At 65.2% G+C, this 12,994-nt stretch carries 14 protein-coding genes and 1 rRNA gene; 11 read left to right on the forward strand and 4 right to left on the reverse strand.

All coding sequences use genetic code 11. The features are described from left to right. Nucleotides 1–6: 6 nt before the first annotated feature. From AC2JAJ_RS08950 to AC2JAJ_RS08970, 5 genes are all read left to right on the forward strand, one after another. Nucleotides 7–1,095 carry a FecCD family ABC transporter permease gene (locus AC2JAJ_RS08950; RefSeq protein ID WP_486416120.1) on the forward strand — a complete coding sequence of 363 codons (1,089 nt, stop codon included), beginning with the start codon at nucleotides 7–9 and terminating at the stop codon, nucleotides 1,093–1,095. Nucleotides 1,096–1,214: 119 nt separating this feature from the next. After that, nucleotides 1,215–2,180: a FecCD family ABC transporter permease gene (locus tag AC2JAJ_RS08955; protein WP_486416715.1), complete on the forward strand. Its 966-nt coding sequence runs from the start codon at nucleotides 1,215–1,217 to the stop codon at nucleotides 2,178–2,180. Between the two features lies 1 nt (nucleotide 2,181). After that, the gene (locus tag AC2JAJ_RS08960) at nucleotides 2,182–2,997 is read left to right on the forward strand and encodes an ABC transporter ATP-binding protein (RefSeq protein ID WP_486416119.1); all 816 of its coding nucleotides are present in this window, start codon (nucleotides 2,182–2,184) and stop codon (nucleotides 2,995–2,997) included. Between the two features lie 29 nt (nucleotides 2,998–3,026). Beyond that, nucleotides 3,027–4,049, forward strand: coding sequence for a siderophore-interacting protein (locus tag AC2JAJ_RS08965; RefSeq protein ID WP_486416118.1), 1,023 nt, complete (start codon nucleotides 3,027–3,029; stop codon nucleotides 4,047–4,049). A 59-nt stretch (nucleotides 4,050–4,108) separates the two neighbouring features. Beyond that, nucleotides 4,109–4,954: an SGNH/GDSL hydrolase family protein gene (locus AC2JAJ_RS08970; RefSeq protein WP_221384246.1), complete on the forward strand. Its 846-nt coding sequence runs from the start codon at nucleotides 4,109–4,111 to the stop codon at nucleotides 4,952–4,954. Here the strand turns inward: AC2JAJ_RS08970 and AC2JAJ_RS08975 are convergent. Then, entirely contained in the window at nucleotides 4,951–5,256 is a 306-nt protein-coding gene (locus AC2JAJ_RS08975) for a YciI family protein (RefSeq protein ID WP_221384245.1), read from the reverse strand. The two genes, AC2JAJ_RS08970 and AC2JAJ_RS08975, sit on opposite strands and share 4 nt — an antisense overlap. Nucleotides 5,257–5,316: 60 nt before the next feature. On the opposite strand from AC2JAJ_RS08975, the gene AC2JAJ_RS08980 reads away from it, so the two are divergent. Further along, nucleotides 5,317–5,802 carry a MarR family winged helix-turn-helix transcriptional regulator gene (locus AC2JAJ_RS08980; protein WP_221384244.1) on the forward strand — a complete coding sequence of 162 codons (486 nt, stop codon included), beginning with the start codon at nucleotides 5,317–5,319 and terminating at the stop codon, nucleotides 5,800–5,802. Between the two features lie 44 nt (nucleotides 5,803–5,846). Continuing rightward, nucleotides 5,847–6,608: an SGNH/GDSL hydrolase family protein gene (locus AC2JAJ_RS08985; RefSeq protein ID WP_486416117.1), complete on the forward strand. Its 762-nt coding sequence runs from the start codon at nucleotides 5,847–5,849 to the stop codon at nucleotides 6,606–6,608. Between the two features lie 22 nt (nucleotides 6,609–6,630). On the opposite strand, the gene AC2JAJ_RS08990 is transcribed toward AC2JAJ_RS08985, so the two are convergent. The 3 genes from AC2JAJ_RS08990 to AC2JAJ_RS09000 are packed head-to-tail and all read right to left on the reverse strand — an operon-like array spanning nucleotide 6,631 to nucleotide 9,477. Then, entirely contained in the window at nucleotides 6,631–7,380 is a 750-nt protein-coding gene (locus tag AC2JAJ_RS08990; RefSeq protein ID WP_486416714.1) for an FAD:protein FMN transferase, read from the reverse strand. A 55-nt stretch (nucleotides 7,381–7,435) separates the two neighbouring features. Continuing rightward, nucleotides 7,436–7,978: an FMN-binding protein gene (locus tag AC2JAJ_RS08995; RefSeq protein ID WP_501053454.1), complete on the reverse strand. Its 543-nt coding sequence runs from the start codon at nucleotides 7,976–7,978 to the stop codon at nucleotides 7,436–7,438. Then, nucleotides 7,975–9,477: a ferredoxin reductase family protein gene (locus AC2JAJ_RS09000; RefSeq protein ID WP_486416115.1), complete on the reverse strand. Its 1,503-nt coding sequence runs from the start codon at nucleotides 9,475–9,477 to the stop codon at nucleotides 7,975–7,977. Before AC2JAJ_RS09000 ends, AC2JAJ_RS08995 begins: the two co-directional genes overlap by 4 nt. Nucleotides 9,478–9,794: 317 nt before the next feature. On the opposite strand from AC2JAJ_RS09000, the gene rpmB reads away from it, so the two are divergent. The 4 genes from rpmB to AC2JAJ_RS09020 all read left to right on the forward strand — a co-directional run bounded on the left by rpmB (nucleotide 9,795) and on the right by AC2JAJ_RS09020 (nucleotide 12,690). Then, on the forward strand, nucleotides 9,795–10,031 hold the full coding sequence (gene rpmB / locus AC2JAJ_RS09005) for a 50S ribosomal protein L28 (RefSeq protein ID WP_003798559.1): 237 nt from the start codon (nucleotides 9,795–9,797) through the stop codon (nucleotides 10,029–10,031). Beyond that, complete coding sequence (gene rpmG / locus AC2JAJ_RS09010; RefSeq protein ID WP_013602737.1) at nucleotides 10,031–10,198, forward strand: 50S ribosomal protein L33; 168 nt, start codon at nucleotides 10,031–10,033, stop codon at nucleotides 10,196–10,198. Before rpmB ends, rpmG begins: the two co-directional genes overlap by 1 nt. Nucleotides 10,199–10,200: 2 nt before the next feature. Continuing rightward, the gene (gene rpsN, locus AC2JAJ_RS09015) at nucleotides 10,201–10,506 is read left to right on the forward strand and encodes a 30S ribosomal protein S14 (RefSeq protein ID WP_009358853.1); all 306 of its coding nucleotides are present in this window, start codon (nucleotides 10,201–10,203) and stop codon (nucleotides 10,504–10,506) included. Nucleotides 10,507–11,168: 662 nt separating this feature from the next. Beyond that, nucleotides 11,169–12,690: ribosomal RNA gene (locus AC2JAJ_RS09020) — 16S ribosomal RNA — on the forward strand. Nucleotides 12,691–12,994 lie beyond the last annotated feature (304 nt).

The following is a 12,994-nucleotide window of genomic DNA, read 5'->3' on the forward strand; positions in this document are numbered from 1 at the left end:
ACCTCCATGACGCAGAGTACGACGACGGCGCGTCCCGCCGGGCGCGCGGGCGCCGGGGTGCCGGGCCACGTTCCCGGTGGGCGCCTCACCAGCACCGCTTCCGGAAGGAAGCGGGCCGCCTGGCTGACCGCCGCCGTCGTCGTGCTGGCGCTTTTGGCCGGCGCTTCGCTGGCCGTGGGAGCCCGGGACGTTTCCCTGGCCGCCGTGTGGCAGGCCCTTACCGCCTTCGACCCTGCCAACGGAGACCACGCCGTGGTCCACGCCAGGATTCCGCGTACCGTCCTTGGCCTGCTGGCCGGCGGCGCCCTGGGCCTCGCCGGCGCGGCAATGCAGGGCGTGGCCCGCAACCCCCTTGCGGATCCCGGCATCATCGGGGTCAACGCCGGAGCCGCCCTGGCAGTGGTCACGGGAATCCATGTCTTCGGCGTGGCGACCTTTTCCGGCTACATCTGGTTCGCGTTCCTCGGCGCTGCCGCTGCCGCCGTCGTGGTGTACCTCGTTGCCTCGCTGGGCAGGGAGGGCGCAACCCCGGTGAAGCTGGCGCTGGCGGGAGCGGCACTGAGCGCCGGACTGTACTCGCTCATGAACGTCATCCTGGTCTCCAGCCAGGACACCCTCGACCGGTTCCGTTTCTGGCAGGTGGGCGGAATCGCCGGGCGCGACTGGCCGGTGATCCTGCCGGCGCTGCCGTTCCTGGCCGGTGGCGCGCTCATCGTGCTGATGGCCGGCCGGATCCTCAACGGCCTGGCCCTGGGGGACGACATTGCCCGCGGGCTTGGCCAGCGCGTCGGCCTCTCCCGCGCCGTTACCGCCCTGGGGATCGTCCTGCTCTGCGGTTCGGCCACCGCGCTGGCAGGTCCCATCGGCTTCGTCGGCCTGGTCATTCCGCACGCGGTCCGGTTCCTCACCGGCCCCGATTACCGCTGGATCCTGCCCTTCTCCCTGGTTGCTGCCCCGGTGCTGCTCCTTGGTGCGGACATCGTCGGACGGGTGGTGCTGCTGCCGGGTGAGGTTCCGGCCGGCATCATGACCGCACTGGTCGGTGCCCCGGTATTCGTCTGGCTGATCCGCCGCGGGAAGGGGGCAGGCCTGTGACCCGTGTTGCTCTATCAGGTATGGCTGCCAAAACGACCCCTAAAGGACCAAAAGTGATAGGGCAACGATGGCTGGTTCCGGTGAGCCGGACGGCTGTGCTGGCTGCCGGCGCCGTGCTGATGTTTTTCGTGTCCGTCCTGCTGGGCAGCTACACGGTGACCATCCCCGACTTTTTCACGATCGTCGCCAACCACCTGACGGGCGGCCCCGGAATCCCCGGTGCGAGCTTCATCGTGATGCAGGACAAACTTCCCCGGGCCGTCGTCGGGGCCATGATCGGGACTGCTTTCGGCCTGGCCGGTGCCCTGTTCCAGACCATGCTCCGCAACCCGCTCGCCAGCCCGGACGTCATCGGCATCAGCTACGGGGCCAGTGCCGGCGCGGTGGTTGCGATCGTCATTTTCGGCGCGGCCGGGGTTGCCGTTTCGGGCGCGGCAATGGCCGGTGCCCTGGCCGTGGCAGCCCTGATCTACGCGCTTTCCAGCGGCGGTACAGCCCGCGGGAATGCCGCCGGAAACCGGTTGGTCCTGGCCGGCGTTGGCATCGCGGCCGCGCTGCAGGCGGTGGTCAGCTTCCTGATGACCCGCGCGGACATCCGGACGGCGGCCGATGCCCTGGTCTGGCTCAACGGGTCCCTGAACTCCGCCAACTGGGACCGCGCCGGCATCCTGTTCCTTGCACTGGGGGTCCTGCTTCCCGCCGTCGCCGTCATTGCCGGGCCGCTGCGCATCCTGGAACTGGGCGACGACACCGCAGCCAGTCTGGGCATCCGGGTCAACGCCGCGCGCCTCGCCCTGGTCGTCGTCGCCGTCACCCTTGCGGCAGTGGCGACGGCGGCTGCCGGGCCGGTCTCGTTCGTCGCCTTCCTGGCCGGGCCCATTGCCCGCCGCTTCACCGGCAAAGCCAGCCTGCCGGCGTCGGCCCTGGTGGGTGCCCTGATTGTCCTTGCGGCGGATTACTTCGCCGCAAACGTTGCCCCCTTGCTGCTGGGCGGCACCGTGCTGCCGGTCGGCGTCGTTACCGGCGCGCTCGGCGCCCCGTTCCTGCTGTGGCTGCTGGTCACGGCCAACCGAAAGGATGCCTGACGTGGCAGTTCTGACCGCCGAGGACCTGACGCTGAAATACGACCAGCGCTGCGTGGTGGAGGGCCTCAACACCGAAATCCCCGAAGGCCGCGTGACCATGATCGTGGGCGCCAACGCCTGCGGGAAGTCAACCCTGCTCCGCGGCCTGTCCCGGCTCCTCAAGCCGGCCGGGGGCGCGGTAACCCTCGACGGCAGGGACATCCACTCCCGCCCCGCACGTGAACTTGCCCGCACCCTGGGCTTGCTGCCGCAGCACCCCACCGCGCCGGACGGCATCACCGTCCGGGACCTGGTGGGGCGGGGCCGTTACCCGCACCAGGGCCTGTTCCGAAGCTGGAGCGAAAAAGACGACGCCGCCGTGCAGCGCGCGCTGGAGGCCACCGAAACGCTGGACCTCGCCGGGCGCGACGTTGACGAACTCTCCGGCGGCCAGCGGCAGCGCGTCTGGATCGCCATGGCTCTGGCACAGGAAACCGACGTACTGCTGCTCGATGAACCCACCACGTACCTGGACCTTGCACACCAGGTGGAGGTCCTGGACCTCGTCACGGATTTGAACCGTCAGCGCGGCACGACGGTGGCCATCGTGCTGCACGACCTCAACCTCGCCGCGCGTTATGCAGACCACGTGATCGCCATGAAGGCCGGCGCCGTGGTGGCTGCGGGCTCCCCGCGTGAAGTGGTCACAGAAGACCTCGTCCGCAGCGTCTTCAACCTTGAGTCCCGGGTCATCCCGGATCCCGTGTCCGGAACACCCCTGGTTATTCCCATCGGCCGCCACCACGTCCCCGCTATAGAACTGGAGCTCGTTTCATGAAGACCCGGGAACACACTGCCGCTGAACCCATGACAACTGAACCCATGACCCTGGCGTTCGACGTCACCGTGACCTCGGTCCGGGAACTGAGCCCGAACTTCCGCCGGATCACCTTCGGCGGCTACTCGTTGCGGGATTTCGGGGTGCACGGCGACACCCTGGACCTGCGCGTCAAACTCATGATCCCGTCCCTCGCGGAAGACGGCTCCGCGCTGCCGCTGCCGGTCTTCGAGATGGCCTCCTCCAGCTGGTACCGCGAATGGCTGGCCATGGACCCGGCCGTCCGCGGTTCCATGCGCACCTACACCGTCCGCCAGGCCCGGCTGGATGCTGTCTACCCGGAGATCGACCTGGATTTCGTCATGCACTTCGATGACCGCGGTAACGGCGGTCCCGCCGCGAACTGGGCGTTGAACGCCAAACCCGGCGATGCCATCACCATCATCGGCCCCAACAACAGGGCCGCGCACTGCGTCACCGCAGAGACCTACTCAGGCATCGAATGGCGGCCCGGGCTGGCGCAGCGCATCCTGCTCGCCGGCGACGAAACCGCCGTCCCGGCCATCTCCGCCATCCTTGAGAGCCTGCCGCCGTACATGAGCGGGCACGCCTTCCTGGAAGTCCCCGAAGCAGGCGACTTCCAGGAACTGGCTTCGCCCGCCGACATCGACATCACCTGGCTTGCCCGGGGCGCCGCGATCGGCCAATCCCGCCCGCACGGCCAGCTGCTGCAGGAGGCCGTGCGCAACGCGGTCCCCGTGCCGGGCTGGGTTGGCATCAAAGCGGCCGACGGCGGTGCGGGCCCCGAGCCCGAGGACGTCAACGTGGACGAAGACATCCTCTGGGAGACGCCCGCCCGGATGGAAGCCTCCGACATCCAGGCCACCAGGAACCCCGAAAAGCCCGCCGGTGCGCTGCCCTTCTACGCCTGGATGGCCGGCGAGGCCGGGACCATCAAGGACCTGCGGAGGTACCTCGTGCGGGACGTCGGCATCGACCGGAAGCAGGTTGCCTTCATGGGCTACTGGCGGCAGGGCAAAGCCGAAGGGTAGGCACCCACTGTTCATCCCGCCGTCGCCCTTGCTTTTCCCTGGCCCGTTAGTTTGGGCCCGTGTCCTCCGAATCCCTGCTTCCCGTGTCCGGGCGGCGGGTGTTTGTAGCCCTTGGCGACTCCTTTACCGAAGGCGTGGGGGACCGGGACGAGCGGCTGCCCAACGGGGTCCGCGGATGGGCCGACCGTGTTGCGGAGAAACTGGCCAAGGCGCAGCCGGGCTGGAAGTACGCGAACCTGGCCATCAGGAGCAAGCGGCTGCGGCACATCATTGACGAACAGCTGGAACCGGCGCTGCAGATGAAGCCTGCGCTCATCACGCTCTACGCCGGCGGCAACGACATCCTCGACCTGAAGACGGACATGGCGGCCCTGATGGCGGACTACGAAAAACTCGTTGCCCGCCTTGCCGGGACAGGCGCCACGCTGGTCCTGTTCACCGGATTCGACGTCAAGGTCTCGGCACTGCTGGAGCCCTTGAAGAAACGCAACGCCTTCTACAACCAGCAGGTCCGGACCATTGCGGAGAAGTACGGGGCGGTGCTGGTGGACTACTGGTGCCTGGACGCCTTCCATGACCGGCGGATGTGGGACTCGGACCGGCTCCACATGTCCAAGGCGGGCCACAAGTACCTGGCCGGCCAGGTCCTGGACCAGTTGGGGGTGCCGCACAAGATCCGGCCCAAGGACTGGAAACCACCGCAGCGGCTCGGCCTGCGCGAGTGGGAGCGGCGCCAGCGGCGCTGGGTCCACGACTGGGTCCTGCCGCTGTTCGGCCGCAAGCTCCGCGGCGTGACGCTGGGGGACACCCTCACCCCGCGCTGGCCCCAGCCGGTGAAGGTCCCGCGGAAAGGCGGGCTGAGGAAGCTGGCCGCAGGAATGTACGACGGCGGCCCGGTGCGTTAGGGGGCAGGCTGCGGCGGGGTGTCCAGCAGGTTCTCAAACCCCGGCGCCACACGGCCGGCATGGAACTCCACCACCTCGAAGTCCGCGACCCCGTTGCTGTAGAACGGGTCCTGCGCGATGCTCGCATCCAGGGTGGCGCGGTCAGCCTGGGAGAGCAGCAGGCCTCCGGTGCGGGGAATCTTGCGGCCGGCGGCGATGAACACGCCGTCGTCGAATGCCTTCTGCAGCCAGGCCATGTGCGCGCCGTTATGGAAGTCGACGATGTCCTGGGGAACCCGGTAGGTCAGGGAGACAACATACATGCAGCCAGCCTACCGGCCGGGGGCCAGGCTGCTTGAAGGATCAATCGTAGAATAGTGGCCATGACCGAACCCCGCTGGCTCAACGCTGACGAACGCCGAGCCTGGCTGGCCCTGGTCAGCATCAACACCCTGCTTCCCGCGGCCCTGGACACCAAGCTGCACGCAGCGGGCAAGCTGTCGCTCTTCGACTACACCGTCCTGGCCATGCTGTCCGAGGCGGAGGGCCGGTTCCTGCCCATGAGTGAGCTGGCCGCCCGCAGCAGCGCCTCCCTGTCGCGGCTCTCCCACGTGGTGACCAAGCTGCAGAAGCGCGGCTGGGTTGAACGCCGCCCGCACCCGTCCGACGCGCGGGTCACCACCGCCCACCTCACCGAGGAAGGCATGGCAACCATCGTCGGGCTGGCGCCGGGACACGTGGAGGACGTCCGCAACCTGTTCCTTGACGCCCTGACGGAGCAGGATGTGCTGGACCTGGCACGGATCGGCGAAAAAGTGGTGGGCCGCCTGGACAGGGACCACTGGATCCTTCGGGAAACCCAGGCCTGACCTCCCGATTGGTTGCTCCCGGCAACGGATGGCAAACTAACCGCATGGATTTCACTTCCCGGTTCGTGGCCCTTGGCGACTCATTCACCGAAGGGGTCGGCGACGACGATCCCGCGCGTCCCAACGGCGTCCGCGGCTGGGCGGACCGGGTCGCGGAGCAGCTCAGCGCCGCTGATCCCGGATTCGGGTACGCCAACCTCGCCATCCGCGGCAGGAAGCTCCGCCAGATCCTGGCTGAGCAGGTGGATGCCGCCGTCGCGCTTCAACCCACGCTGGTGAGCATCTACGCCGGCGCCAATGACATCCTCCGCCCCCGCGTGGACATCGACGACCTGCTGGTGGAGTACAACGACGCCGTCGCCAAGCTCGCTGCCACCGGCGCCACGGTGGTCATGTTCACCGGCTTCGACGCGCGGGGCTCCAAGGTCTTCGGCACCATGCGCGGCCGGACGGCGATCTACAACGAACTGGTCCGGGGTATCGCCGGCGACCACGGGGCGCTGCTGGTGGACTACTGGCGCTTCAGCGAGTACTACGACTGGGGCATGTGGGCGCACGACCGGATGCACATGTCCGCCGCCGGCCATGCCAACATGGCCAAGCGCGTGCTCGAGGTGCTCAAGTACGACCACTCCATCAATGTCCCGCCCATGACCCCGGTGCCGGAACTGAGCGGGGCCGAGGCCCTCCGCGCCAACGCACAGTGGTTCCGGGAATACGCGGCGCCGTGGGTGGTCCGCCGCATCACCGGCAAGTCGTCCGGGGACAACCTGCAGCCCAAATACCCGCAGTTCACCCGGCTGTAGCGGTTCCTTTTTTGCCGGGTGGTCAGGCCTGCCGGAAGCCCGGGGTTGCCAGCAGGGACCCGTCCTGGTGCACCGCCAGGATGGCGACATCCCAGGTATCCGCGGCGAGGTCCAGCGTGGGGGCTCCGCCGGACACGATCGCCGTGGCCAGGATGTCCGCGGTGACGATGTCCGCCGCAGCCACGGAGACCTGGACGAACCCGGGCCCGCCTCCCACCCGCCAGATGTGCTCGCCACGTTCGGCCGAGCCCGAGGTGGCAAGCGCACTGTGCCGGGTGTTGCCGCCGAGCGGGTAGCCGGTAACCAGGGTGCGGCGGTCCGCCGGATCCACGATGCCGGCGTACCACGGCTCGGCGCTGCCGGGGCGCGGCGACCCGCTGACCAGGACGTCCCCGCCGGCGTTGAGGCACCAGTCACGGCGGCCCAGCGCCAGCAGCGATGTTCCCGCCTCGCGGATAGCGTGGCCCTTGATCAGCCCCGAGAGGTCCAGGACGCCGTCGGGACGTTCCGGGGTGAACGCGCCGTCGGTCCGCAGCCGCCACCCATGCGCCTCGGCGTATCGCTCACGCATCTGCTCCGATGCGTCGCGCAACGCCAGCTCCCCGCGTGCCAACATGCTCGCCTCGGAGTCCGGGCGGTAGAGGCTGAAGGTTTCGTCCAGGCCCCGGAAGAGGCGTTCGACGACGGCGGTGGCGGCAGTAAGCTCGTCCGAGGCTGGCTGCCCTTGCACCACAGCGTCCGCCGCGAGGGTGAGGCTGATGACCGTTCCCATGCACTCGAAGGTGCGGGCCTTAAGGACCGGGACGCGGGCTTCCTGCACGCGGGGTTCAGAGGTTCGCTGCATCGATGGCTGCCTGGAGCGAGCTGAGGTAGGCCCTGCTGGTGATGGTGGCACCGCTGACGGTCTGGACATTGGCCGACTGCGCGGCAAGGACCTTGCTGCGGAGCAGGGGTGCTGCACGGTTGCTGATCTGGATCGACCTGCCGTCCGTATCGGTCAGCTGGAGGGGTGTGACCTCGGTGATCTTGCCGTTCGACACCGTGATCTGAACCTGGACGGCGCCGAACCTGGTCTGGACCGCCGTTCCCGTGTACGTGCCGGACGCCGAGGAGTTCGAGGTCCCGGACGAACCCGTCCCGGAGGAGCCCACGGAACCCGTGGTGCCTGTGCCCGTCGAACCTGTGCCCGTCGAACCTGTGCCCGGCGAACCTGTACCCGCCGAACCTGTACCCGCCGAACCCTTGGTGCCTGTCGCCGTCGTGCTTGACGTGACAGTGCTGATGCCGTGCACCTGGGTTCCGGCCTGCCAGCCGGCCAGGAGGATGCCGGCGGAGGCCAGGGCCGCTGCAACTGCTCCGCGTATTTTCACCAGTCAAACCTTTCGTGATGGATCTGTTCCTCGCGAACGCCGGCTTGCACGGCATCCGCGATGACGTTCTCCGCCCAGGCGGCCGGGCCGCAGACGTAGACGTCCGCGTCGGCAATGTCCGGGACGTAGGACGTGAGGCTGTAACCGTTCCGCACGGCATCCTCGGGAAGCCAGATGGAATTGGTGCGGGACCTGGAATTGGAGCGGGACCTGGAATTGGTGGGGGACCGCCGCCCCGTGAGGTGGAAGAGCCGGACACCCCGGGCTTGGCAAAGGTCGAGGATTTCGCGGCTCAGGTACAGCTCCCGGTCCGTGTGCCCGCGCAGCAGGACCGTGGCCTCGCCCGAAGCGAACGGCGTGGTTTCCAGCAGCGCCCGCAGCGGTGTGATGCCGATGCCCGCGCCGATCATCACCACCTTGTTCTTGGTCCTGGCCGCCGTGCTGAGCAGGCCGTAAGGGCCCTCGAGTGCCACTTTGGTTCCCTTCCGGAGCTTGAGCAGCTGGGCGGAGCCGTTGCCGAGGTTGCGTACGGTGACCCGCAGCGTCCCCTCGCCGGCCGGACCGTTGAAGACGGGCTCCGCGGACAGGCTGAACGGGTGGGGGTGCCACCACATTCCCGGGGCCAGGAAGCGCCAGATGAAGAAGCGCCCGCCTGTTCCCGCCAACTCGTCCAGCTTCCGGCCCCGCATCACAATGTTCACCACGCCGGGTGCCACTGCCTCCACGCGGGCCACAGTCAGCTGGTGCCGTGCCGTGGCCAGCACCGGCTCCAGGATCCGGAAGTACACCAAGGCCGCGCCGGTGTAGATGCAGATGGCCAGCCAGTACCAGCGCTGCCAGGTGCCCGCGGCAAAAAGGCCGCCCACACTGAACTGGTGGGGGATCGAGGTGGCAACGGCGGCATAGGTCAGGAGGTGGACCACGTACCAGAACTCGTAGGGGAAGCGGCGGCGGACAGCCACGAGGGACGTTACGACGACGGCGATGAACAGCGCCATGGAAACGAACGCCAGCCACATGTCGGGCACCTGGATCCAGAGGTTGACGGCCTCGCTGACCGGGTCCAGTCCTTCGGCCAGGCCGTACCCGATGATGAGCAGGACACCATGTGCCAGGAGCAGGTAAAGGGAGGGTTTCCCCAGCTTGCCGTGGAACTCCAGGGCACGGTCGTGGCCGATGGTGCGGTCAACGAACGGAATCCTTGCCGCCAGGAGCAGCATCAGGAGGACCAGATCCATGCCAACCAGGCCAGCCACGATCCCGGCCGCAGTGAAAGCCTCGGCCACCGTAGTGGTGGCGGCAGCACCGCCGTCGGCCAGCCAGAGGGCGACCGAAGCGGCCACCGACGCCCAGGCGATGACCGTAAGGAGGTCGGTGCGCAGCATGCGCTGCCGGTATTGGCGATCAAACCAGCCGCGTGCTTGCCGTTTCGTGGGTGAAAGCTCCGGGCGGCCGGAGCGGCTTGCGGCCGGTGATGCCGGCAGGAGCTTTGTGTTCATGCATCAAAGATCCGCCCCGAAGCTTTCGTTTTCCTGTGAGGAGGGACGGTCTGTTGCTGTGATCTTCGGCAGTGCTTATACACCCATACCGGTCCCGATTGGTCTTTAATTGCGTCAACTCGTAGACTTGGTAGGCGCTAAGTGCGCGGAGCGTGCGCAATTGCTCCGGTTGCCCGGTATTTTTCTCCAGGGTGGCCGGTAGTTAGGGGCTCAAGTTGCGTAACTAACCGTTGCCCGTACATTCTGTGGGTCGCACTTGGCAGCATGGTCCAGCAGCAGATATGCGGATCATTACTTTCAATTCTTGAGGAGAAGTCATGGCAGCACACTGCCAAGTGACCGGGGCCGAGCCGGGCTTTGGGCACAGCATTTCGCACTCGCACCGCCGCAACAAGCGTCGGTTCGATCCGAACATTCAGAAGAAGCGCTACTGGGTTCCGTCCCTGCGCCGTAATGTCACGCTGCAGGTTTCTGCAAAGGGCATCAAGACCATCGACGTGCGCGGCATCGACGTTGTCGTCGCCGACATTCTCGCTCGTGGGGTGAAGCTCTAGTGGCTAAGGACAAGGACGTACGTCCCATCATCAAGCTCAAGTCGACTGCGGGCACGGGTTACACCTACGTAACCCGCAAGAACCGTCGTAACGACCCGGACCGCATGGTCCTGAAGAAGTACGACCCCAAGATCCGCCAGCACGTCGAATTCCGAGAGGAGCGCTAAACATGGCTAAGAAGTCCAAGATTGCTCGCAACGAGCAGCGCAAGGTCATCGTTGAGCGTTACGCTGCCAAGCGCCTCGAACTGAAGAAGACCCTGGTTGACGAAAACGCAACCGACGAAGCACGCGAAGCAGCCCGTCTGGGCCTGCAGAAGCTGCCCCGCAACGCGTCCCCGATCCGTCTGCGTAACCGCGACATCATCGACGGCCGTCCCCGCGGTACCTTCCAGAAGTTCGGCATCTCCCGTGTCCGCTTCCGCGACATGGCCCACAAGGGTGAACTCCCGGGCATCACCAAGTCTTCCTGGTAATCAGCCCCTGCTGATCCCAGCTGCTTGAAAGAGCCGGCAACCATACGGTTGCCGGCTCTTTGTGTTTAACGCCGCGGCCGCGCCGCTTGTCAGCCGACTGCTTGAGTTGGTTCCGGGCTGTGGTGCAGGACACGGGAGGGAAGTTCGACGGCGGGAGGCCGGGGAGGTGCCCCGATGGCCGCCCCTGCCCCGGGATTCCGGGGGTTTCGCGGTCCTGGGAGGGGGATTTGCGGCCGCCCCCGAGTGGGTGTATTGTTTTCTAAGTCGCCGCGAGGGAGACAGCGAAGAGCTGGTAACCCGGGCGGCCAAAACCCCAAAAAATAAGCCGAAAACTGGTTGCTCTTTAGGGCGCTGGAAAGTGGCGGGGACGGTCCTCCTGCCGGTACGAATCCTGAAAGATGGATTTGCATCGGGACGGTGGGTCGGGTAAGTTTGGAAAGTTGCTCCGGAGCGATCCTGAATGTTTGGTTTGGGTGGTGCCGGGTGTGTCTGTTGTTTGAGAACTCAATAGTGTGCCATGTTTGTTGATACCGATTTTTTATGAATTGGTTGAATTTGCTGTGCCGCCACCCCGTGGTTGGCATGGTTTTTTAGCTGGTTTCAAATTTTGTGCAGCCTTTTCTGGTGTTATTTCCACTGGTTTTGGTTGTGTCTGTTTGTTTTCAACGGAGAGTTTGATCCTGGCTCAGGATGAACGCTGGCGGCGTGCTTAACACATGCAAGTCGAACGATGATGCCCACTTGTGGGTGGATTAGTGGCGAACGGGTGAGTAACACGTGAGTAACCTGCCCTTGACTCTGGGATAAGCCTGGGAAACTGGGTCTAATACCGGATATGACCTTCCATCGCATGGTGGTTGGTGGAAAGCTTTTGTGGTTTTGGATGGACTCGCGGCCTATCAGCTTGTTGGTGGGGTAATGGCCTACCAAGGCGACGACGGGTAGCCGGCCTGAGAGGGTGACCGGCCACACTGGGACTGAGACACGGCCCAGACTCCTACGGGAGGCAGCAGTGGGGAATATTGCACAATGGGCGCAAGCCTGATGCAGCGACGCCGCGTGAGGGATGACGGCCTTCGGGTTGTAAACCTCTTTCAGTAGGGAAGAAGCGAAAGTGACGGTACCTGCAGAAGAAGCGCCGGCTAACTACGTGCCAGCAGCCGCGGTAATACGTAGGGCGCAAGCGTTATCCGGAATTATTGGGCGTAAAGAGCTCGTAGGCGGTTTGTCGCGTCTGCCGTGAAAGTCCGGGGCTCAACTCCGGATCTGCGGTGGGTACGGGCAGACTAGAGTGATGTAGGGGAGACTGGAATTCCTGGTGTAGCGGTGAAATGCGCAGATATCAGGAGGAACACCGATGGCGAAGGCAGGTCTCTGGGCATTAACTGACGCTGAGGAGCGAAAGCATGGGGAGCGAACAGGATTAGATACCCTGGTAGTCCATGCCGTAAACGTTGGGCACTAGGTGTGGGGGACATTCCACGTTTTCCGCGCCGTAGCTAACGCATTAAGTGCCCCGCCTGGGGAGTACGGCCGCAAGGCTAAAACTCAAAGGAATTGACGGGGGCCCGCACAAGCGGCGGAGCATGCGGATTAATTCGATGCAACGCGAAGAACCTTACCAAGGCTTGACATGGACCGGACCGCCGCAGAAATGTGGTTTCCCCTTTGGGGCCGGTTTACAGGTGGTGCATGGTTGTCGTCAGCTCGTGTCGTGAGATGTTGGGTTAAGTCCCGCAACGAGCGCAACCCTCGTTCTATGTTGCCAGCGGTTCGGCCGGGGACTCATAGGAGACTGCCGGGGTCAACTCGGAGGAAGGTGGGGACGACGTCAAATCATCATGCCCCTTATGTCTTGGGCTTCACGCATGCTACAATGGCCGGTACAAAGGGTTGCGATACTGTGAGGTGGAGCTAATCCCAAAAAGCCGGTCTCAGTTCGGATTGGGGTCTGCAACTCGACCCCATGAAGTCGGAGTCGCTAGTAATCGCAGATCAGCAACGCTGCGGTGAATACGTTCCCGGGCCTTGTACACACCGCCCGTCAAGTCACGAAAGTTGGTAACACCCGAAGCCGGTGGCCTAACCCCTTGTGGGAGGGAGCTGTCGAAGGTGGGACTGGCGATTGGGACTAAGTCGTAACAAGGTAGCCGTACCGGAAGGTGCGGCTGGATCACCTCCTTTCTAAGGAGCACCTACAACAACCCATCGCGAACGCATGTTGGTGGTGTGGTGTTGTCAGGAAGCAAGCCCGTTGCGCAGGCGTCTGTTCTGCGGCGGGTGCTCATGGGTGGAATATCAACGAATTTGCCGGGCACTGGGTGTCTTGTTCTTCTCTAGTACGAATCATTTGTGGTTCTGGAACGGTGGGGCGGGTTTCCTGGTGGTTGGTTATGGCACACTGTTGGGTCCTGAGGCAACAGGACCATGTGGCGGCTCTCCTGGTGGGGGTTGTTGTGTGGGGCTTTTGTTTCTGGTTTCCCTGCCG

It is taken from the genome of Arthrobacter sp. MOO21 (assembly GCF_057369995.2).